This window comes from Intestinimonas sp. HCP28S3_D6 (assembly GCF_052065695.1).
Taxonomy (GTDB): domain Bacteria; phylum Bacillota; class Clostridia; order Oscillospirales; family Oscillospiraceae; genus Intestinimonas.
The window spans coordinates 45,989-67,608 of record NZ_JBQHTM010000003.1; the positions used below are offsets into that span (position 1 = coordinate 45,989).

The 21,620-nt window shown below is 61.9% G+C and carries 16 protein-coding genes and 1 tRNA gene; 15 read left to right on the plus strand and 2 right to left on the minus strand.

What is annotated here, in order from left to right; translation table 11 throughout:
- Positions 1 to 68: 68 nt before the first annotated feature.
- The 7 genes from ACTNBK_RS01885 to tsf all read left to right on the plus strand — a co-directional run bounded on the left by ACTNBK_RS01885 (position 69) and on the right by tsf (position 8,406).
- Positions 69 to 3,212 (plus strand): glycerophosphodiester phosphodiesterase, encoded by a 3,144-nt coding sequence (locus ACTNBK_RS01885; RefSeq protein ID WP_441143102.1) that lies wholly within the window; start codon positions 69 to 71, stop codon positions 3,210 to 3,212.
- Between the two features lie 424 nt (positions 3,213 to 3,636).
- Positions 3,637 to 4,482, plus strand: coding sequence for a sigma-E processing peptidase SpoIIGA (locus ACTNBK_RS01890; RefSeq protein ID WP_441143104.1), 846 nt, complete (start codon positions 3,637 to 3,639; stop codon positions 4,480 to 4,482).
- 42 nt (positions 4,483 to 4,524) lie between these two features.
- Complete coding sequence (gene sigE / locus ACTNBK_RS01895) at positions 4,525 to 5,235, plus strand: RNA polymerase sporulation sigma factor SigE (protein WP_441143206.1); 711 nt, start codon at positions 4,525 to 4,527, stop codon at positions 5,233 to 5,235.
- Positions 5,236 to 5,359: 124 nt separating this feature from the next.
- Entirely contained in the window at positions 5,360 to 6,130 is a 771-nt protein-coding gene (gene sigG, locus ACTNBK_RS01900; protein ID WP_130850629.1) for an RNA polymerase sporulation sigma factor SigG, read from the plus strand.
- Positions 6,131 to 6,205: 75 nt separating this feature from the next.
- On the plus strand, positions 6,206 to 6,475 hold the full coding sequence (locus ACTNBK_RS01905) for a YlmC/YmxH family sporulation protein (protein WP_441143106.1): 270 nt from the start codon (positions 6,206 to 6,208) through the stop codon (positions 6,473 to 6,475).
- Positions 6,476 to 6,663: 188 nt separating this feature from the next.
- Positions 6,664 to 7,398, plus strand: a complete 735-nt coding sequence (rpsB, locus tag ACTNBK_RS01910) for a 30S ribosomal protein S2 (RefSeq protein ID WP_441143108.1) — start codon at positions 6,664 to 6,666, stop codon at positions 7,396 to 7,398.
- A gap of 90 nt (positions 7,399 to 7,488) precedes the next feature.
- On the plus strand, positions 7,489 to 8,406 hold the full coding sequence (gene tsf / locus ACTNBK_RS01915; RefSeq protein ID WP_441143110.1) for a translation elongation factor Ts: 918 nt from the start codon (positions 7,489 to 7,491) through the stop codon (positions 8,404 to 8,406).
- Positions 8,407 to 8,718: 312 nt separating this feature from the next.
- Here the strand turns inward: tsf and ACTNBK_RS01920 are convergent.
- Both ACTNBK_RS01920 and ald read right to left on the minus strand, forming a co-directional pair.
- A tRNA-Gly gene (locus tag ACTNBK_RS01920) sits at positions 8,719 to 8,792 on the minus strand.
- Positions 8,793 to 9,353: 561 nt separating this feature from the next.
- Positions 9,354 to 10,472 carry an alanine dehydrogenase gene (gene ald, locus ACTNBK_RS01925; protein ID WP_441143112.1) on the minus strand — a complete coding sequence of 373 codons (1,119 nt, stop codon included), beginning with the start codon at positions 10,470 to 10,472 and terminating at the stop codon, positions 9,354 to 9,356.
- 273 nt (positions 10,473 to 10,745) lie between these two features.
- On the opposite strand from ald, the gene pyrH reads away from it, so the two are divergent.
- From pyrH to ACTNBK_RS01965, 8 genes are all read left to right on the plus strand, one after another.
- Entirely contained in the window at positions 10,746 to 11,468 is a 723-nt protein-coding gene (gene pyrH, locus ACTNBK_RS01930; RefSeq protein ID WP_227604578.1) for a UMP kinase, read from the plus strand.
- Between the two features lies 1 nt (position 11,469).
- Positions 11,470 to 12,024, plus strand: coding sequence for a ribosome recycling factor (gene frr / locus ACTNBK_RS01935; protein WP_441143115.1), 555 nt, complete (start codon positions 11,470 to 11,472; stop codon positions 12,022 to 12,024).
- Between the two features lie 120 nt (positions 12,025 to 12,144).
- On the plus strand, positions 12,145 to 12,891 hold the full coding sequence (locus tag ACTNBK_RS01940; RefSeq protein WP_441143117.1) for an isoprenyl transferase: 747 nt from the start codon (positions 12,145 to 12,147) through the stop codon (positions 12,889 to 12,891).
- 3 nt (positions 12,892 to 12,894) lie between these two features.
- Positions 12,895 to 13,713, plus strand: coding sequence for a phosphatidate cytidylyltransferase (locus ACTNBK_RS01945; RefSeq protein ID WP_441143119.1), 819 nt, complete (start codon positions 12,895 to 12,897; stop codon positions 13,711 to 13,713).
- Positions 13,714 to 13,716: 3 nt separating this feature from the next.
- The gene (locus tag ACTNBK_RS01950; RefSeq protein ID WP_441143121.1) at positions 13,717 to 14,865 is read left to right on the plus strand and encodes a 1-deoxy-D-xylulose-5-phosphate reductoisomerase; all 1,149 of its coding nucleotides are present in this window, start codon (positions 13,717 to 13,719) and stop codon (positions 14,863 to 14,865) included.
- Positions 14,866 to 14,875: 10 nt separating this feature from the next.
- Complete coding sequence (locus ACTNBK_RS01955) at positions 14,876 to 15,961, plus strand: M50 family metallopeptidase (RefSeq protein ID WP_441143123.1); 1,086 nt, start codon at positions 14,876 to 14,878, stop codon at positions 15,959 to 15,961.
- 70 nt (positions 15,962 to 16,031) lie between these two features.
- A complete protein-coding gene (ispG, locus tag ACTNBK_RS01960) occupies positions 16,032 to 17,069 on the plus strand; it encodes a flavodoxin-dependent (E)-4-hydroxy-3-methylbut-2-enyl-diphosphate synthase (RefSeq protein WP_441143125.1) in 1,038 nt (345 codons plus the stop codon).
- 36 nt (positions 17,070 to 17,105) lie between these two features.
- On the plus strand, positions 17,106 to 21,461 hold the full coding sequence (locus ACTNBK_RS01965; protein WP_441143127.1) for a PolC-type DNA polymerase III: 4,356 nt from the start codon (positions 17,106 to 17,108) through the stop codon (positions 21,459 to 21,461).
- Positions 21,462 to 21,620 lie beyond the last annotated feature (159 nt).

Here is a 21,620-nt window from a genome sequence, read left to right on the forward strand (position 1 = left end):
TTTTACCTGGTCATGCTAAGAGAGATCCGTAAAAGTCGGAAAAGCGAGTGAGCGCGGAAAGGATACCCATGTCTAAAGTCAGAGCGTTGACAAATTTACTGTGCGGGAGCTGTCTGGCCCTGCTTCTTTTGCCTGTGGGAGCCCAGGCAGCGGGACGGCTGGAGATCCAGGCGCCGGACCGGCTTCCTCTGGGGGCGGAGCAGGTGCTAGAGCTGGATGGCGGCACCCGCAATCTAGATGGAGCTGAGACTGTAACAGTCTCCGGCTATCTGGAGGAGGATGGGACGGTCCCCGCCCTCACGGTAGGAGGACAGGTTCTGGAGGCCGACGGCGAGACCCAGATCACCCTGGAGTTTGAAAAGGGGGAGGCGGCGCTGCCCGTGATGGGCGGGGCAGTGGGGAACTATGCCCTGAGCCTGGAGGCTGGTGGCCGGACGGGTACTGTATCCCTGGAGGTGGTCTCGGCTCTGGAAGAGGCTCGGTCTCTGGTGCCCGACCGGATAACGGTGTCGGTATCCAAGGACGCCTCCGCCTTTGCCGTTCGCACCGCCATCGCGGAGCAGGTGGAGAAGAGCATCGCCACCTCCGGCTTCACCGCTGCCGGCGGGAAGGTCCGGGTCACGGGGGAGGAACAGAAGGGCTTCTCCATTACCCTCACCGGCGAGGGACAGATGGTGACCCTGCCCACCAAGGTAAGCATTTACCGCCGGGACGCCTCTGGCCAGGAGGTGCTGGAAAACCAGCTGAAAGCCATTCTGACAGGGGACTTCTCCTTTGAGACGGCAGAGGAGATCACGGCAGAGTCCATCGCTAACCAGGCAGCCGCCATGGTTGGAGACGAGAAGACAACGGTGACCGCCCGCTGGAACGAAGAGGAGGGCTGCTGGTATGTGGCCCTCAAGCGCCAGGGCCAGGAACTGGAGGCCCCCCTTTACCTCAACAGCCGGGTGGACCTGGCCTTTGACAGCCCTGCGCTCCTGAACCGCTGCGGTATCCGGCTGGCCGTCGCTGACGACGTTTATGTGGCTGGTGGCACCCTCAATACTGTGGGGGTGGCGGGGAATGGCTACGAGGCGGTGGTCTTTCCCATCTGGAACTACGGTCGGGATTTCTGCATCCAGGCAGAGGTCCGGATCAATGATGCCATGAGCGGCAGCCGCTGGTGCGGCCTGGCCTTCGGCGTCCAAGCTGCCGGCGGGACGGATACCAACTCCAAATATTCCTTCTGGCAGCTGGCCCTGCGGCAGGACCCCACCGCCTCCAACGGGGTGGAATGCGCCCGGATGCTGCCCGGCGGGGCCTGGAGCACCCAGTGTGCCGCTCCATTGAGCACGGCTATGGAGGAGGGCCAGGTCTATACCCTCACAATTCTCTATCAGAACGGGGTGGTCTGCCAGTATGTGGACGGAGCCCTGGTGCTGCGGGCCGACGTGGCCGACCAGTCCACAGTAGATGGCCAGGTGGCCTTCACCTTTGACGGTGCCACGGCGGAGCTCCTCTCCCTGTCGGTCACCGACCAGCTGCCCGACCTTCCTACGGAGGAGCCCCTCACCGCCAACGGCTATGATACCCAGATCTATGAGCCCAAAACGGGGCTGGTCATGTCTCCCACGGTTGTGGCGGAAGGGGACAGCCTGTCCGCTTCTGACATCGCGGCGGGAGAGCGGCGCCCGGCCACGCTGATCAAGGAGGTCTTCTCTGACCTTACCGTAGTAGACCGCGGTACCAGAATCTCTTTGAACAGCTACGTGGATCGGCTGGACAAGCGGGTGCTGGCGGGGTTCCGTATCGAGGACCTGACCACCGCGGCTGCCTTTGCCCAATACGTTTCCGTCAACGGCATCGTGGACGTAAACGTCTTTTCCAGCCAGCTCCAGGTCCTCCAGACGGCCTGTGCCGGGAAACCGGGGGTCCGAGCCATCCTGGACTGCTCCGACATGGACCTTGCAGACCCCAGGTCGGCCGCCGCCCTGGCTGGTCGGGCGGGGGCTCGGGTGGTGGTCCTGGACCAGGCTGACGCTTCGCCTGAGACGGTGGCGGCCATCCAGACCAGAGGGGTGGCGGTCTGGGTCCGCACCGACGGTGGGGAGGCGGCCTATTATACCGCCATTCTCTCCGGGGCAGACGGCTTGGTCACCGACGGTTGGGAGGGGGTCATGGACGCCATAGAGTCCTTCCCGGCAGGCCAACGGACTCTTACCCGCACCCCTGTCATCACCGCCCACCGCGGTCTTCACGAGACGGCACCGGAGAACACGGAGCGCTCTGCCATCCTAGCGGCGGAGGCGGGGACGGATGCCATTGAGTGCGACGTCCACCTCTCCGCCGACGGGGTGGTGATGGTGAACCACGACTCCACCACCGGCGCCCTGACGAACCAGAACCTGTGGATCGCCGCCGCCACCCGGCTCCAGCTCCAGAGCCTGACATTCCGGGATAAGGCCCTGGCCGGGGACCGGATGCCCACCCTGGCCCAGCTCTTCCAGGCGGTCCAGGGACGGGACACCGTCTTCCTGGTGGAGATCAAGAGCGAGGACCCGGCTATCATCGAACCCCTGGTCCAGACGGTGTATACTGCTGGTATGACTGACCGGGTGGTCTTTCTCTCTTACAGCACAGAGCAGCTCCAGAGAATTCGGGCCCGGATGCCCGAGGCGGCGGTGGGCTATCTGGCCGCCTGCACCCAAAGCGGGGCGGATACCGCCGCCAATCTGAAGGCCATGGCGGAGGTGCTGGACCCCCTGTGCGCCTTTTACAGCTGTCCCCAGGAGGCCCAGACCACTGCCCTCACCCGGGCAGCCCGGCACCGTGGCATCCTGATCCACCCCTGGACCGTGGACGAGTATGAGCTCTTTGAGCAGAAGTACTATGACGGCTACCACGGCATCACCACCGACCATCCTGACTACGCCTCCTATTATCTGACCGGAGCGGAGGCTGTCCAGACTGAGGCCGATTTCCAGAGCGGCCAGGAGGGAGGCGGTGCCCTTCAGGTGGTTCGTCGGACCCGGTGTGGCAGCGAGACGGTCAATGCTGACTGCTTCCTCCAGATTGGTGGAGACGCAGTGGTAGAGATGGACGATACTGGTCGCCTCTTCTCCCAGACGCCAGGTAACGCCGTAGTTCTGCTGGGAAGCACCGCCACACTGCCCGCCACCCAGGTACCCTACCGGATGTATACCGGACCGGTCACTCTGACCTTTGCGGAATGAGCACAGCGCCGCCCATGTTACAACATGGGCGGCGTTCTTATTTGTGGTTTGCTTTCAGGCTAGACTAGGGGGTTCCTATTTGCGGCCCCGGTTTGACCTTTTTTGTGGCGGGCAAGCCCTATAATAATGTCTGCTGAATGAATCGCCGAGTGGTCCATTCATTCGGTCAGAGCCGTACAATCTCATAAAACAGCCGAAGTGCGCTTTTTTGTGAAATAGAGATTGTAATGCGTTTTTCCGCTGGAATGTTCACATGTTCCGGTGGAAGGTGCAGGAGTTTGGGGCGGAACTGCCCCAAACCCCCTACGCTTGAACAAAGCCAATTGGCCTTAAAAACCTTGATTTCCAAGGGACTCAGCTTTTTTCGGTACACATTATAATAATGATTTCTGCCGGTTTCCGGACTGGGGAAGGAGGGCTGGGTGTGACCGTCGTTTACATAGACTCCCTGTTTCTGCTCAATCTGATCGTGGACTATCTGCTACTATTGGGGGCGGCACGGCTGTCCGGGGCGGTACTCTGCCGGCCACGGTTGGCCCTGGGGGCCGCTCTGGGGGCGGCTTACGCCTGCGCTGTCTTTCTGCCAGGGCTGGGCTTTCTGACCCATCCCGCTGTGGAGCTGGCCGTAGCCGTGGCTATGGCCCTCATCGCCTACGGTGGCGGACGGCGGCTCCTCCGCAGTTTTCTGGCCTTCCTGGCCCTCTCCTGCGCCCTGGGGGGCGGCGTGTTGGCGCTGAGCCTGCTGGGTGCCCGGGGCGTGGGCCTGGAGCGGGGTGTCCTCTCTCCACATGTGGACCTGGGGGTCCTCCTCCTGGCCTCTGCCGGATGTTACGCGGCGGCCTCTCTTGTCTTCCGGCGTAGCGCCGGCCACGGCTCCCGGGAGCTGGTGGAGGCGGTGCTCACCCTGGAAGGGCGGCAGGTGACAGTCACCGCCCTGCTGGACACGGGCAACACCCTCACTGATCCGGCCACCGGCCGGGGGGTGCTGGTGGTGGAGGGCGAGAAGGCGGCGCCCCTCCTAGACCGCCCTTTTGGGGAGGCTCAGCTCCGGGACCCGGTGGGCACCCTGTCCCGGATGGAGGGAGATGGCCGCTTCCGACTCCTGCCCTACCAGGCGGTGGGGGTGGAGTGTGGCCTGCTGCTGGCGGTACGGCTGGATGAGGCCAGGATAGGGGGCCGGAAGTACCAGGGGGTGCTGGCCGCCCTCTCGCCCACCCGGCTCTCCGACGGCGGTACATACAGTGCCCTGGTGGGCGCTATGGAGTCATAGACAGAACGGGGGAAGGGAGCGATGGGTAAAATGATGGTGATGATGGTGCGGGGGCGGATACTCCTGTGGCGTCTGCTGGCCCGGTTGGGGCTGTGCCTGCCGGGGAAGATCATGTATATCGGGGGGAGCGACACGCTGCCCGCCCCACTGAATCGGGAGGAGGAGGCCGACATCCTGCTGCGGCTGGAGCGGGGGGAAGAGGGGGCCCGGGAGATCCTCATCGAGCACAATCTACGGCTGGTGGCCTATATCGCCCGGCGGTTCGAGAACACGGGCATCAATATTGAGGATCTGATCTCCATTGGGACCATTGGACTCATCAAGGCGGTGGGGACCTATAAGCCGGCCAAGAACATCAAGCTGGCCACCTACGCCAGCCGGTGCATTGAAAACGAGATCCTCATGTACCTGCGTAAGACCGCCAACCAGAAGACGGAGGTCTCCTTTGACGAGCCTCTGAACACCGACTGGGACGGCAATGAGCTGCTGCTCTCCGACATCCTGGGCACCGACAACGACCTGGTGATGAAGCCTATCGAGGACGATGTGGACCGTCAGCTCCTCTCCTTGGCACTGGAGAAGCTCTCCGACCGGGAGCGGCGGATTATTACCCTCCGCTTCGGCCTAGACGGCCGACCGGAGCGGACCCAGAAGGAGGTGGCTGACCTGCTGGGCATCTCCCAGTCCTACATCTCCCGCCTGGAGAAGCGGATCATCTCCCGGCTCAAAAAGGAGATCCTGCGGATGTTGTGATGCAGGACGGCAAAAATCCATCGAAATCGGTCCAACGATAAAAAATATAGGCTGCCTCCCCGAGGTATGTACCATTCCCGCCTGGAGATACTGATAGCAGTAAAGTGCGGGGAGGTCAGCCGGATTGCAGGGAAAAGTAGAGATCTGCGGCGTCAACACCGCCAAGCTGAAGGTATTGAAAAATGAAGAGACTTTGGAGCTGCTCCGGCGGACCAAAGCGGGGGATATGGCGGCCCGGGAGGAGCTCATCGCCGGCAATCTGCGGCTGGTGCTCTCGGTGATCCAGCGCTTCCACAACCGGGGAGAGAACGCCGACGACCTCTTTCAGGTGGGCTGTATCGGCCTTATCAAGGCCATCGATAATTTCAATGTAGACCTGGACGTGCGCTTTTCCACCTATGGCGTGCCCATGATTATCGGGGAGATCCGCCGCTACCTCCGGGACAACAGCGCCATGCGGGTGTCCCGGTCCATGCGGGATACGGCCTACAAAGTGCTCCAGACCAAGGAAAAGTTTCTATCCGAGCACCAGCGGGAGCCCAGCGTGGAGGAGATCGCCTCCGCCATGGGGGTGAAGCGGGAGGAGGTGGTGGCCGCCCTGGACGCCATCGTGGACCCGGTGAGCCTCTACGAGCCAGTGTACGACCATGAGGGGGACACCATCTGCGTCATGGACCAGGTGAAGGACGCCAAGAACACCGATGAGAGCTGGCTGGAGCATATCGCCCTCAAGGAGGCTATCGCCCGGCTCTCCGAGCGGGAGCGGCACATCCTGGATCTGCGTTTCTTTCAGGGCAAGACTCAGATGGAGGTATCCGCCGAGGTAGGCATCTCCCAGGCTCAAGTCTCCCGACTGGAGAAGAGCGCCCTCAAGCAGATCCGTCGGGATCTATAAAGGTGGCATACCGATGCCTTTTTCCGCATAGGGTGGCAGGGAGCGGAACACACCGCGGGAAAGGGGGCGCCGGAGATGGAGAGCACCGTCTCGGAGCTGCGGGACAAGGAGGTCATCGACATCAGCGGCGGCAGCCGCTTCGGCTATGTGGGGGACGTGGAGGTAGACCTGGAGACCGGGCAGGTGAAGGCCCTGGTGGTGCCGGGGCGCCTGCGGTTTTTCGGCCTGCTGGGCCGGGAGAAGGACCACGTCTTTCCCTGGTCGTCGGTACGCCGGTTCGGGGAGGATATCATCCTGGTGGAGGGCGGGTCCCCCGCCGCCATCGATGGGGCGGAGGACGCCTGAACCTGGATGGTAAAAAACAGGAAAAAATGGTTGCATTTCAGCTGCAACTGTGATAAAATACCCTAGCTGTGCGAAAAGGCACAGTATTACACACACCGTCCGGGATACGGCGTCCGGTGCCCTTCGGGGTGGACGTGCCGCAGATGAACGGGGTGGAGGTAATAACAATTAAAGGAGGAAACAAAACTATGGCAGTCGTATCTATGAAGCAGCTCCTGGAGGCCGGTGTCCACTTCGGTCACCAGACCCGCCGCTGGAACCCCAAGATGGCCACCTATATCTACACTGAGCGTAACGGTATCTACATCATCGACCTGCAGAAGACCGTGAAAAAGCTGGAGGAGGCCTACAACTTCGTCCGCGATCTGGCCGCCGGTGGTCAGACCCTGCTCTTCGTGGGCACCAAGAAGCAGGCTCAGGAGGCCATCAAGGAAGAGGCTTCCCGCTGCGGTGGTTACTATGTGAACGCCCGCTGGCTGGGCGGCATGCTCACCAACTTCAAGACCATGCGCGGCCGTGTGGACCGTCTGAACCAGCTCAAGAAGATGCAGGAGGACGGCACCTTCGACATGCTCCCCAAGAAGGAAGTCATGAAGCACCTGGGCGAGATCGCCAAGCTGGAGAAGTACCTGGGCGGCGTCACCGAGATGAAGAAGCTCCCCGGCGCCCTGTTCGTGGTCGACCCCCGCAAGGAGCGCAACGCCATCAACGAGGCTCGCAAGCTGAACATCCCCATCGTGGCCATCGTGGACACCAACTGCGATCCCGATGAGATCGACTACGTGATTCCCGGCAACGACGACGCCATCCGCGCCATCCGCCTGATCTCTTCCGTCATGGCCAACGCCATCATGGAGGGCAAGCAGGGCGAGGACAACGCTGCTGATGAGGCTGCCAAGGCTGAGGAGACCGCCAACGCCTGATCCGAGATCCTGACATTGGGCTTTTAGCGCCCGCCGGCGCGCGGCGGGCGCTTTTTTACAGAAGAAAAGAAATATATGGAGGTTATTGATATGGCTTTTACTGCAAAAGACGTGCAGACTCTGCGCGAGATGACCGGCGTGGGTATGATGGACTGCAAGAAGGCCCTCACCGAGGCCGACGGAAACATGGACAAGGCTGTGGAGCTGCTGCGTGAGAAGGGCCTGGCCGCTTCCCAGAAGAAGGCTGGCCGTATCGCCGCCGAGGGTATGGCTTACGCCGCCGTTATCGACGGTGTGGGCGTGGTGGTCGAGGTCAACGCCGAGACCGACTTCGTGGCCAAGAACGAGAAGTTCGTGGACTTCGTCAAGGGTGTGGCCGCCACCGTCGTGGCCAACAAGCCTGCCGACCTGGACGCCCTCATGGAGTGCAAGTATGCCGGCACCGATCTCACCGTCACTCAGCAGCAGCAGGAGATGGTTCTGGTCATCGGCGAGAACATCAAGGTCCGCCGCTTTGCTTTCTTCACCGAGGGTGTGTGCGTGCCCTACATCCACGCCGGCGGCAAGATCGGCGTGCTGGTGAACCTGGAGACCAGCCTCTCTGCCGAGCAGGTGGAGACCGTGGGTAAGGACGTGGCCATGCAGATCGCCGCTCTGAATCCCCGCTTCTGGGACAAGACTCAGGTCACCCAGGACGTGCTGGACGAGGAGAAGAAGATCATGATGGTCCAGATGGCCAACGACCCCAAGATGGCCTCCAAGCCCGAGCAGGTCCGTGAGAAGATCGTCATGGGTAAGCTCAACAAGTTCTACGCTGAGAACTGCCTGCTGCAGCAGGAGTTCGTCAAGGACAACAGCATGAGCGTGGAACAGTATATCGCTTCTTCCGCCAAGGCTCTGGGCGGCACCATCACCTTCAAGAATGCTGTCCGCTTCGAGAAGGGTGAGGGCATCGAGAAGAAGCAGGAGAACTTCGCTGAGGAGATCGCCAAGCAGCTGGGCAAGTAATTGTTGAGGCCATCCCCTGCATCTTAGCCTTATTGACCACTCAATCATGACTCGAAGGAGTCCAAGGTAATCGTAATGATTACCCTGGGCTCCTTATTTTTTGGAGACCTAAGGGAGATGAGGTGTCTTTGTGACATGGCGAAATACAGCATTATTCCGCTGTGCACTTTCTGAGTGTAATCCGTGTGTATTTGTCCGTCTTCTTGACCTCTGGGTCATCTCTGGCGGAGACGGAAATGCAGATAAGCTGAGGTTATGAAACCGTTGGGAATAAAAAATCCCGCAGCCATTACGGCTGCGGGATTTTTTGAATGGAGCAGGTGAAGGGAATCGAACCCTCGTGTTCAGCTTGGGAAGCTGACGTTCTGCCATTGAACTACACCTGCATCTCAGAGGGACTTTATTATTATAACATGGGCACTCATATTTTGCAAGAGGGGATTTTCCAGAGTTGGTTGATGAAATTCGGCATAATTAACAATTTATTTACATAAAATTTATGAAATATCCACATAGTTCTCTTGCTTTTTTACCATCGGACTGCTATACTAACTTCAAACAACCGGGAAGGAGGTATGTGCAGTGGAAAATGTTCGCGTGAAGCCCCTGGATGTGGATGATCTGATCTTTGGCGGCAGCGAGGAGCGGACCGTGAGTGAGCGGTAAGCCTTGTACCAAGAAAACCGCACCGGAAGGTGTGGCTTTTTTGCTGATAGAGACAATTTATTACCAGCGGGTCGGCTTTGGGCGATGGCGTCCAAAGCCCTTTTGCTATATAGAAGCACTGGTCTGTCTTAGGCAGACGGGTGCCTTATTGTATAAAGAAGACCACTTGCGGCGAAGTCCTCCTGTTCCTGTCCGTGGGCTGTCCGCACCGTTCGGCGCGTGAAAGGGCCGGGCACCACAGGTGCCCGGCCCTTTTCGTGTCCCGACACGGGGATTTTTGTTCAGAACAGCGCTTCAGAGGGGATGGAGGGAAGTCCCTGGATCTCTCCCACGGATGGAAGCGTCAGCTTGCCCATGTAGGTATTCAAGCCCTTGCGGAGGGTGGGGTCCAGCCGCATGGTCTCTTCGGCGCCGTGGTCGGCGATGGACCGGATGTAGGGCAGGGTGGCATTGGTGAGGGCAAAGGTGGAGGTGCGGGGGACAGCGCCAGGCATGTTGCTCACCGCGTAGTGAATGACCCCATGCTTGACGTAGGTTGGGTCCTGGTGGGTGGTGGTGTGGTCGATGGTCTCCACGATGCCACCCTGGTCCACGGCTACGTCGATGATGACAGAGCCGGGTCGCATCTGCCGTACCATCTCCTCGGTAATGAGCCGGGGAGCGATGGCACCGCCGGGAATGAGGACCGCGCCCACCACCAGATCGGCCCATTGGGTGGCTCTGGCGATGTTGTAGGGGTTGGAGGCCAAAGTGATAACACGGCCCTGGAAGAGGTCATCCAGGTAGGTGAGCCGCTCGATGGACACGTCTACCACCGTTACCTGAGCGCCTAGGCCCACGGCCATCTTCACAGCGTTGGTTCCTACGGTGCCGCCGCCGATGACCGCCACATGGGCGCTCTCCACACCGGGGACGCCGCCCAGAAGCACGCCCCGGCCGCCGGTGGTCTGCTCTAGCAGACGGGCACCAACCTGAATGGACATGCGCCCGGCAACCTCGCTCATTGGGGCCAAAAGAGGCAGGGAGCCGTCGGCGAGTTGGACAGTCTCATAGGCGATGCCGGTTACCCGGCTTTCCAGCATGGCCCGGGTCAGTGCACGATTTGGAGCCAGGTGAAGGTAGGTAAACAGCGTTTGTCCGGGACGGAGAAGGGCATACTCCTCCTCTTGGGGCTCTTTGACCTTGACGATCATGTCAGCCATACGGAAGATCTCCTCCGGGTCGTCGCAGATCTGGGCTCCGGCGTCGATGTACTCCTCGTCAGTAAAGCCGCTGCCCAGACCGGCACTGTTCTGGACCACCACTCGATGGCCTGCCCGTACCAGGGCATCGGTACCGGCAGGGGTGAGGGCGACGCGGAACTCCTGGGGCTTGACTTCCATAGGGATACCAATCAGCATAGAGTTTGCCTCCTTTCCTGCACACGAACGGTTTGACCAAGACCATTATAATATAGATTGCAGCGGTGGGAAAGAGGGAAATGGCAGAGAGATTTGATATGTGTATAAATTTTAAAAAATCTGACTGCCCCCCTATGCAAAAGGGAAAAGTTATATTAAAATAGGTACGACTGAGTAAACTGCGCCGCGGCTCTGTCCGTGGGCTGTTGCGCCGTGCCGGGACGAATCCGGACGCGGCCCAGGAATATAAGGATACGGAAGGGGATATTCTCTATGCCTGAACCGCAGTATAAGCGCATCCTGCTGAAAGTCAGCGGTGAGGCCCTGGCCGGAGACGCCAGCCGTGGGCTGGACTTTGACGTCATCGGCAGAGTCTGCGACGTGATCAAAAAATGTAATGAAGCCGGTGTCCAGGTGGGCATTGTGGTGGGTGGCGGCAACTTCTGGCGCGGCGTGAAGGACGGCGGCGACCGGATGGAGCGCACCCGGGCCGACCACATGGGTATGCTGGCCACCGCCATCAACGCCCTGGCCATTGCCGACGTGCTGGAGCAGAAGGGCGTGGATGTCCGGGTCCAGACTGCCATCGAGATGCGCTCGGTGGCCGAGCCCTACATCCGCTCTAAGGCCATTCGCCATATGGAAAAGGGCCGGGTAGTCATCTTCGGCTGCGGCACCGGCAATCCGTTCTTCTCCACTGACACCGCGGCAGTGCTGCGTGCGGCGGAGATCGATGCCGACGCCATCCTGCTGGCCAAGAACATCGACGGCGTGTACAGCGCCGACCCCAGAAAGGACCCCACGGCGGTAAAGTACGACAGCATCAGCTACGATGATGTGTTGGCCCAGCACCTGGAGGTGATGGACTCCACCGCCACATCCCTGTCCATGGATAACAAGATCCCTGTCATCCTCTTCGCCCTGAAGGACCCCGAGAACATTTACCGGGTGGTCATGGGCGAGAAGGTGGGCACCATCGTCAAGGAGGAGAAGTGAGATGAACGAGATCCTGAAGGAATACGACGTAAAGATGCAGAAGACCGTGGAGGTAGTGATCTCCGACTTCGCCAGCGTCCGGGCCGGTCGCGCCAACGCCGCCGTCCTGGATAAGATCACTGTGGACTACTACGGCAGCCCCACCCCCATCAACCAGGTGGCCGCCATTTCCTCTCCCGATCCCCGGAGCCTGCTCATCAAGCCCTGGGATGCCTCCATTCTGAAGGCCATCGAGAAGGCCATCCAGACCTCCGATCTGGGCATCAACCCCCAGAACGACGGCAGTTCCATTCGGCTAGGCTTCCCCCAGCTCACCGAGGAGCGCCGTAAGGAGCTCACCAAGCAGGTGAAGAAGTATGCCGAAAACGGCAAGGTGGCCATCCGGAACATCCGCCGGGACGCTATGGATAAGCTCAAGGCCAAGCAGAAGAAGTCCGAGATCACCGAGGACGACTGCAAGGAGTTTGAGAAGGAGCTCCAGGACTTGACCGACAAGCGCTGCAAGGAGCTGGATGACCTCTCCGCCAAGAAGGAGAAGGAGCTCATGGCGGTGTAACGCCCGAACCTTTTGGACATGATAGGTGCGGGGCGCTGTGCGCCCCGCACATCTTTACTGGCTCCCCGTCCCGTCCGCGGGGCGGGGAGTTGGCACGAGTAATGGATTTAGGAGGCTGACATGGCCTTTTTGAAACGTAGACCCGCGGCGGCAGACCAGGTGGATTTTGACCACCTGCCCCGCCACGTGGCCATCATCATGGACGGCAACGGCCGCTGGGCAAAAAAGAGGGGGCTTCCCCGCACGGCGGGCCACGCTGCCGGCGCCGAGAATTTTCGTACCATCGCCACCTACTGCAAGGACATCGGCCTGGAGTATCTGACGGTGTATGCCTTCTCCACGGAGAACTGGAAGCGTCCGGCGGAGGAGGTCTCCGCCATCATGGGCCTTTTGAAGAAGTATCTGTTGGAGGCCATCAGCCGCATGGAGCGGGACCGGGTGAAGATGCGCTTTTTCGGCGATATTTCCCCCCTGGACCCGGAGCTTCAGGCCCTGTGCCGTCGGACGGAGGAGATCTCCACCCACTATGAGGGCTGCCAGGTGAACATCTGCCTGAACTACGGCGGTCGGGACGAGGTGCTGCGGGCGGTGAAAGCCTTCGCGGAGGAGTGTGTCCGGGGCGACAAGAAGCCGGGAGACCTGACCGAGGAGGCCTTTGGCTCGTACCTCTTCTCCGCCGGTGTCCCAGACCCCGACCTGGTCATCCGGCCCAGTGGGGAGATCCGGATTTCCAACTTCCTGCTTTGGCAGTCGGCCTATGCCGAATTCTACTTTACCGACGTGCTCTGGCCTGATTTTACCAAGGAAGAACTGAACAAGGCGCTGGCGGCCTATCAGGGGCGCTCCCGCCGGTTTGGAGGCGTGTGACCCATGGGTAAACGTATTATGGTGGCGGTGGTGTGTATCCCACTCATCTTTGTGATCTTTTTCCTGCTGCCGCCCATCTTCCTGCCCATCATGATCTCGGCCCTCTCTATGGTGGCTGTTCACGAGGTGCTCTGGTCCACGGGCTTTGTCAAGAACCCCAAGATTTCCGCCCTCTCCATCGCCCTATCCGGTGTCATCCCCTTCTGGGTCTTTATCGGTGAGGGTATGCGCTCGGCCCTGGTAGGCATCTTCCTCTACTTCCTGCTCATCTTTGTGGTGGCCATCTCCAGCCACTATACCGTGACCCTGGAGAAAATGGGTGGGTCCTTCTTCTTCGCCATGCTCATCCCCTATTTTCTCTCCTCCTTCGTCCGGCTGGACCATCAACCTTTGGGGGACTACCTCATCCTCATTCCCCTGGTGGCCGCCTTTACCAGCGACGCCTTCGCTCTCTTTGCGGGCATGGCCTTCGGCAAGCACAAGCTGGCTCCCGAGCTCTCCCCCAAAAAGACGGTGGAGGGGGCCGTGGGCGGCTTCGTGGGCTCCATCGTGTGCTGCCTCATCTACGGGGCGGTGATGCAGTTCGGTTTCCAGCTCAGGGTGAGCTATGTGATCTTCGCCATCTATGGCGCCCTGGGCAGCCTGGTCTCCCAGATCGGCGACCTGTCCTTCTCCTATATCAAACGGCAGTATGGCCTGAAGGATTTCGGCAACATCTTCCCCGGCCACGGCGGTGTGCTGGACCGGTTCGACAGTGTGATCTTCTGCGCACCCCTCATTGAGATCCTAGTCCACTTCCTGCCCGCCATCCAGGGAGGCTGACCCATGGAGAAGAGAAGCATTTCCCTCCTGGGCTCCACCGGCTCCATCGGCCGGCAGACCCTGAATGTGGCCGCCGCTCTGGACCTGCCTGTTCGAGCCATCACCGCCCACCACAGCATCAAGCTGTTGGAGGAGCAGGCTCGGCAATTCCGGCCGGAGCTTGCAGTGTGCGTGGACGAGGTGGCCGCTGCCGATCTGAAGACCCGACTGGCGGACACCTCCGTCCGGGTCCTCTCCGGGGAGGAGGGGCTCCTGGAGGCCGCCGCCCTGCCCTCGGCCGATACGGTGGTCACCGCCGTGGTGGGCATCGCCGGACTGCGGCCCACCCTGGCCGCCATCCGGGCGGGCAAGCGCATCGCCCTGGCCAACAAGGAGACCATGGTGTGTGCCGGCGAGCTGGTCATGGCGGAGGCCCGGCGCTGGGGTGCCGAGATCGTCCCCGTGGATTCGGAGCACTCGGCCATCTTTCAGTGCCTTCAGGGCTGTAAGGACCGGGGGGAGGTCAAGCGCCTCATCCTCACCGCCTCCGGCGGGCCCTTCTTCGGCCGGAGCCGGGAGGAGCTGGAGGGGGTCACCCTGGAGCAGGCCCTCAAGCACCCCAACTGGGCTATGGGAGCCAAGATCACCGTGGACTCGGCCACCCTCATGAACAAGGGCCTGGAGTTCATTGAGGCCATGCGGCTCTATGAGCTGCCCCCCGAAAAAATTTCCATTGTGGTCCACCGGGAGAGTATAGTCCACTCCCTGGTGGAATACTGTGATAATGCGGTGCTGGCCCAGCTGGGGGCGGCGGATATGCGCCTGCCCATTCAGTACGCCCTCACCTGGCCGGAGCGCGCCCCAGGCCCGGCGGAGCCTCTGGACCTGCTGCAGTGTCCCAGCCTCACCTTCCAGGCTCCCGACCCGGAGGCCTTCCCCTGTCTGGCCCTGGCCCTGGAGGCCGCCCGCGCCGGCGGCACCGCCACGGCCATCCTCAACGGGGCCAACGAGGCGGCGGTGGGTCTTTTCCTGGACCGGCGCATCGGCTTCATGGACATTGCCTGGCAGGTGGCACTGGCCATGGAACGGGTCCCGGCGGTCCAGTCTCCGGATCTGGAGCAGATCTTCCAGGCCGATCAGGCAGCCCGCGCGGCCGTCATGGAAAACCAGTAAGGAGAACCATATGCTCTATATCCTCATCGCCATCGTTGTCTTTGGCATCCTCATCGCCCTCCACGAGTTCGGCCACTTCATCACCGCCAAGCTTCTGGGGGTGCGGGTCAACGAGTTCGCCATCGGTATGGGGCCCCTGCTGTGGTCCGCCACAAAAGGGGAGACCCAGTACTCCCTCCGAGCCATCCCCATTGGGGGCTTCTGCGCCATGGAGGGGGAGGACGAGGCCACCGATGACCCGGGCAGCTTCTCCAACAAGCCCGGCTGGAAGAAGTTCATCGTCCTGGTGGCCGGTTCCTTTATGAATTTCCTCACCGGACTGGTGCTGCTCATTGTGGTTTACAGCCAGGCGGCGGGCTTTGTCACCCCGGTCATCGCCGGGTTCATGGACGGCTTCCCCAACGAGGGGACAAACGGCCTCATGGTGGGGGACCGCATCCTGTCGGTGAATGGGGAGCGGATCTACTCCAAAAACGACATCGACCTCTTTTTCTCCCGGGCTGGGGGAAAGCCCATGGACCTGGTGGTCCTGCGGGATGGGGAGAAGCTCGTCCTGAACGACTTCCCCCTGGTCCCCAGGGAGTATGACTATGAAGGCGAGACCAGGATGATGTACGGCCTCACCTTTGCCGTGGAGGAGGCCACCCCCCTGGTGCGCATCCAGCAGAGCTGGTACACCTCTTTGGACATGGTGCGTATGGTCCGCCTGAGTCTGGTGGACCTCTTTACCGGCAAGGCCGGAGTGAAGGACATGTCCGGCGTCATCGGCATCATGGACGTCATGGGCCAGGCCGGAGAGGAGGGGGCTCAGGCGGCGGCGGAGAGCGGCGGGTCCCCCCTGGTGGGCGCCCTCTTCAGCATCCTCAACCTGTCCGCCTTCATCGCCATCAACCTGGCGGTGATGAACCTGCTGCCCATCCCCGCCCTGGATGGCGGCCGGATCTTCTTCCTGGTGGTGAACTGGATCTTTACACTGGTGACCCGCCGGAAGCTGGACCCCAAATACGAGGGCTATATCCACATGGCCGGCTTTGTTCTCCTGTTGCTGCTCATGGTGGTGGTGGCCTTCAACGATGTGGTCCGCATCGTGACCTGAATATGAGTGCCAGCCGGCGGGTGGTTTTCCACCCGCCGGCCATACCTGTTTATGGGGAGGAAGCGTACTTATGAGCAAACAGATCCTGGTGGGCGGTGTGCCCGTGGGCGGCGGCGCCCCCGTGACCGTCCAGTCCATGTGCAACACCCGCACCGATGACGTGGAGGCCACCGTGGCCCAGATTCTCCGCCTGGAGGAGGCGGGGTGCGAGATCATCCGGGTGGCGGTGCCCGACCTGGCGGCGGCAAAGGCGGTGGGCGCCATCCGTGAGCGCATCCACATCCCTCTGGTGGTGGATATCCACTTCGACTATAAGCTGGCCCTGGAGTCGGTGGCCGCCGGGGCCGACGCCGTGCGCATCAACCCGGGCAACATCGGCGACGCCGACCGGGTGAAGGCGGTGGCCCAGGCCTGCGCCGGAAAGGGCATCCCCATCCGCATCGGTGTCAACGGCGGCTCCCTGGAAAAGGAGCTGCTGGCCAAGTACGGCGGTCCCACCCCCGAGGCCCTGGTGGAGTCGGCCTTCGGCCACATTAAACTGCTCAACCGCTGGGACTTTGACGACATCTGCGTCTCTCTCAAGACCTCCAGCGTCCCCGGCACCATCGCCGCCTACCGGAAGATGGCCGACGAGAGCGACTATCCCCTCCACGTGGGCCTAACAGAGGCGGGGACGCCCCGCATGGGTATCCTGAAATCCGCTGTGGGCATCGGTGGCCTGCTGGCCCTGGGCATCGGCGACACCATCCGGGTGTCCCTCTCCGCCGACCCGGTGGAGGAGGTCTACGCTGCCCAGGACATCCTGCGGGTGGTGGGCCTCCGGAAGGACGCCCCCGAGCTCATCTCCTGCCCCACCTGCGGCCGGACCAGGATCGACCTCATCGGCCTGGCCAACGAGGTTGAGGAGCGGTTGCGCACGGTCCATAAGCCCATCACCGTGGCCGTCATGGGCTGCGTAGTCAACGGACCCGGGGAGGCCCGGGAGGCCGACGTGGGCATCGCCGGCGGCGACGGCGTGGGCCTCCTCTTCCGCAAGGGAGAGATCGTGAAAAAAGTACCCCAGGAGGAGCTGGTGGACGAGCTCTTCCGCCTGATCGAGTCCCTGTGAACCTGAAAAACCCCCGGAGAAGGAGCCGAAGCGACCATGCCTGACAAGATCCCATTTTTCACCCTCTTTTCCGCCTGGAGCCCGCCGGCGGAGCTGAGACGCCCCATGGGGGAGACGTCGGTGTGCTCTGCCGTCATTGACAAGGGCAGCCGCAGCCTCCAGGCGGAGCTCACCGGTCCCCGGCCCGTTCCCGACGGGGTGCTGGACCGGGTGTCAGCGGAGCTGGCGGCGGTCTACAGCCTGAGCAGCGCCCGCCTCAGCCTCACCGTAGAGACGCCTGCCCCGGTAGAGGGTCCGGCGGACGACCTGCCCCCCTGGGAGGAGGCGCCCCTGCCCACGGAGGCCGATATGCCGTCGGAGGAGGTGCCTATGCCCACGGAGGCCGATATGCCGTCGGAGGAGGTGCCTATGCCCACGGAGGCCGATATGCCGTCGGAGGAGGTGCCTATGCCCACGGAGGCTGACATGCCCCCGGAGGTGGACGCTCCCGCCCCGATGGAAGAACCGACCATCCCGGAGGCCACGGCTTTCGTGGCACCAGCTCCCTCTGCCCCGACGGAGGTGGACCCCATGGAGGTTTTCCGCCGCACCGAGCGCATCCGCCAGGAGGCGCTGAAGCACATCAAACCGGCGACGCCCAGTGAAAAGAAGAAGGAGAAGGGGGGCAGCAAGCTCCTCTTCGGGAAGATCACAAAGAAATTTGGCCACATCCCCATGAGCGACATCACCCTGGATACCGAGATGGTGACCATTGAGGGCGATGTCTTTGCCACCGACCACGTGGAGATGAAAAAGCGGGGGGCGTGGATCGTCCGTTTCGACATCACCGACCGGACCAACTCCATCCGGGTGGCCAAGTTCCTGGTGGGGGAGGAGGGCAAGGCCCTGGCGGGGGCCCTGAAGGAGGGCCAGCACCTCATTGTCCAGGGCCGGGTAAGCCCCTATCAGGGGGAGCTCCAGATCGAGCCCACCGGCATCGCCGAGGGGGAGCGTCCCCCCGAGCGCACCGACACCGCCCCGGGGAAGAAGCGTGTGGAGCTCCACCTACATACGAAAATGTCCTCCATGGACGCCACCACCGACATCAAGAAGGTGATCCAGCGGGCGGCGGCCTGGGGCCACCCCGCCATTGCCATCACCGACCACGGCGTCTGCCACGACTTCCCCACGGCCTACTCCACCGCCAAGAAGGCGGGCATCAAGATGCTCTTCGGCGTGGAGGCCTATTTCATCAACGATGTGGACGACATGCCCGCCGTCCGGGGCAACCTGGACGCCGATTTTCATGGGGAGTATGTCTGCTTCGACCTGGAGACCACCGGCCTGGACGCCCGCCACGACGTCATCACCGAGATCGGCGCCGTGGTCTACAAGGACGGCAAGGTCACCGACGAGATTTTTTCCACCTTCGTGGACCCGGAGCGGCCCATCCCTTATGAGGTAAGCCAGCTCACCGGTATCACCGACGACATGGTGAAGGGGGCCCCCAGCCAGGCCGAGGCCATCCGGCAGTTTCTGGACTTCGTGAAGGGTCGGCCCCTGGCTGCCCACAACGCCGGCTTCGACGTGGGCTTCATCGCAGAGGGCTGCCGCCGCATGGGCATCCCCCTGGATGTGACGGCGGTGGATACCCTGCCCCTGGCCCAGGCCCTGCTGCCACAGCTCTCCAAGCACAAGCTGGACGTGGTGGCCGGTCACCTGGGACTCCCTGCCTTCAACCACCACCGGGCCACCGACGACGCCTCCACCGTGGCCTACATGCTGGTGCCCTTCTTCAAACGGCTGGAGGAAGACCACGACATCCACTCCCTGGGGCCCATCAACCGTTGGGTGGCGGGACAAAACCAGAAGCGCAAGGGCAAGCGGCGGGCCCGTCATCTCATCGTCCTGGCCCGGAACCAGACGGGGCTTCGCAACCTCTACAAGCTGGTGTCCAAGGCCCACCTGGAGCATTTCCAGCGCAAGCAGTATCCGGTGATGCCCAAGAGCCTCATCGACGAGAACCGGGAGGGCCTGCTGATGGGCTCCGCCTGCGAGGCGGGGGAGCTCTTCCAGGCGGTGGCCCGGCATGCCTCCTGGGCCGAGCTCAAGCGCATCGCCTCCTGGTACGACTACCTGGAGATCCAGCCCATCAGCAACAACGCCTTTATGCTCCGCCCTGACAAGACCGGCCGCACCCTGGCCCGGGACGAAGAGGAGCTGCGGGATTTCAACCGCACCATCGTGGAGCTGGGGCGTGAGATGGGCAAGCCGGTGGTGGCCACCGGCGACGTCCACTTCCTGGACCCGGAGGATGAGATCTACCGCCACATCCTCCTCAACACAAAAGGCTTTGAGGACGCCGATTCTCCCAATCCCCTTTACTTCCGCACCACTGACGAGATGCTGAGGGAATTTTCCTACCTGGGGGAGGAGACCGCCCGGGAGGTGGTGGTGGACAACACCCACCTTATCGCCGCCTGGTGCGGGGACCTGAACCCCTTGCCCAACGGCCTCTTCGCCCCCAAGCTGGAGGACTCGGAGGGGGAGCTCAAGCGCCTGGTGTGGGGCAAGGCCAAGCGCCTCTACGGCGAGGAGCCGCCTCAGATCGTGGTGGACCGCATCGAGACTGAGCTCCACGATATCCTCATGCGCCACTACGACGTCATTTACATGTCAGCCCAGAAGCTGGTGCAGGACTCCCTGGACCACGGCTACCTGGTGGGCTCCCGTGGCTCGGTGGGCTCCTCCATCGTGGCCTTCATGTCGGGCATCACCGAGGTCAACGCCCTGCCGCCACACTACCGTTGCCCCAACTGCAAGCACGCCGACTTCGAGACGGCCAAGACGCTGGGGGCGGGCTGCGGCGCCGATATGCCCGACGCTGTCTGCCCGGTGTGCGGCACCAAGTACGAGAAGGACGGCTTCAACATCCCCTTCGAGACCTTCCTGGGCTTCGGCGGCGACAAGGTCCCCGATATCGACCTCAACTTCTCCGGCGAGTACCAGTCCAACGCCCACAAGCACACCTTTGAGCTTTTCGGCGAGTCCCACGTGTTCCGGGCGGGCACCATCGGCACCGTGGCCGAAAAGACCGCCTTTGGCTACGTGAAAAAGTACATGGAGGAGCGGGGTAAGACGGCCACCCGGGCGGAGATGCTTCGGCTGGCCAAAGGCTGTACCGGGGTCAAGCGGACCACCGGCCAGCACCCCGGCGGCATGGTGGTCATCCCCCAGGACAAAGAGATCTACGACTTCTGTCCGGTCCAACACCCCGCCGACGACACCGACACCGACATCATCACCACCCACTTTGAATATCACTCCATGGAGTCCAACCTCCTGAAGCTGGACATGCTGGGACACGATGATCCCTCCATGATCCGCATGATGGAGGACCTTACGGGGATGGACGCCAAGACCATTCCCCTGGACGACCCGGACACCCGGAGCATTTTCATCACCTCCAAGGTCCTGGGCTATGAGGACGACAAGGTCCTGGGCCCCACCGGTGCCACCGCCATCCCGGAGTTCGGCACCTCTTTCGTTCGGGGCATGTTGGAGGAGACCAAGCCGGCGGAGTTCGACATCCTGGTGCGGCTGTCCGGCTTCTCCCACGGCACCGATGTATGGTTGGGCAACGCCCGGGATCTGATCCTCTCCGGCACCGCCACCGTCGGTCAGGCTATCGGCTGCCGTGACGATATTATGATCTACCTCATCTCCTGCGGCATGAATGAGAAGCGGGCCTTCAAGATCATGGAGGCCGTCCGAAAGGGCCGGGGCCTCCCCGAGGGGGCCGAGGACGAGATGCGGGAGCACGGCGTCCCCGACTGGTACATCGGCTCCTGTAAGAAGATCGCCTACCTGTTCCCAAAGGCCCACGCCGTGGCCTACGTCATGATGGCCTTCCGCATCGCCTGGTTCAAGGTCCACCGGCCCCTAGCCTTCTACGCTGCCTACTTCTCCATCCGGGCCAAGGCCTTCGACGCCACCGTCATGTGCCAGGGCCTGGACCGGGCCAAGGCCAAGATGGACGAGATCCGGGTCAAGGACAAGGACGCCTCCGCCGTGGAGCAGGATATGCTCACCACCCTGGAGGTGGTCTACGAGTTCTATATCCGGGGCTTCACCTTTGAGCCTATGAGCCTCTACCGGTCGGACGCGGTGCGCTTCCAGGTAGACGAGGAGAAGAAGGCCCTCATCCCGCCCTTCATGGCCATTCCGGGCCTGGGTGAGACGGCGGCCGTCTCCATCGTGGAGCAGCGCAAGGGGAAGGAGTACCTCTCCGTGGAGGAGTTCTCTTTTGACTGCCCCAAAGTGACTAAGGCCCATATCGAGCTGCTCAAGTCCTGCGGCGCCCTTTCCGGCATGCCGGATACCAGCCAAATGACCCTGTTTGACGGATTCTAGGCCATGCTTGAAAATCGTCAACACGCCCAATCGGCGGGCCTTTTGCCCGCTGGATTGCCCAATTTTTCCTTGAAATCCGTCAGGATTCCCGCGAAAAAATTGCTTGCCAGCAGCCAAAATCCCGCGCCGCTGAGCATATTGCCTACATTCAAACAAGGC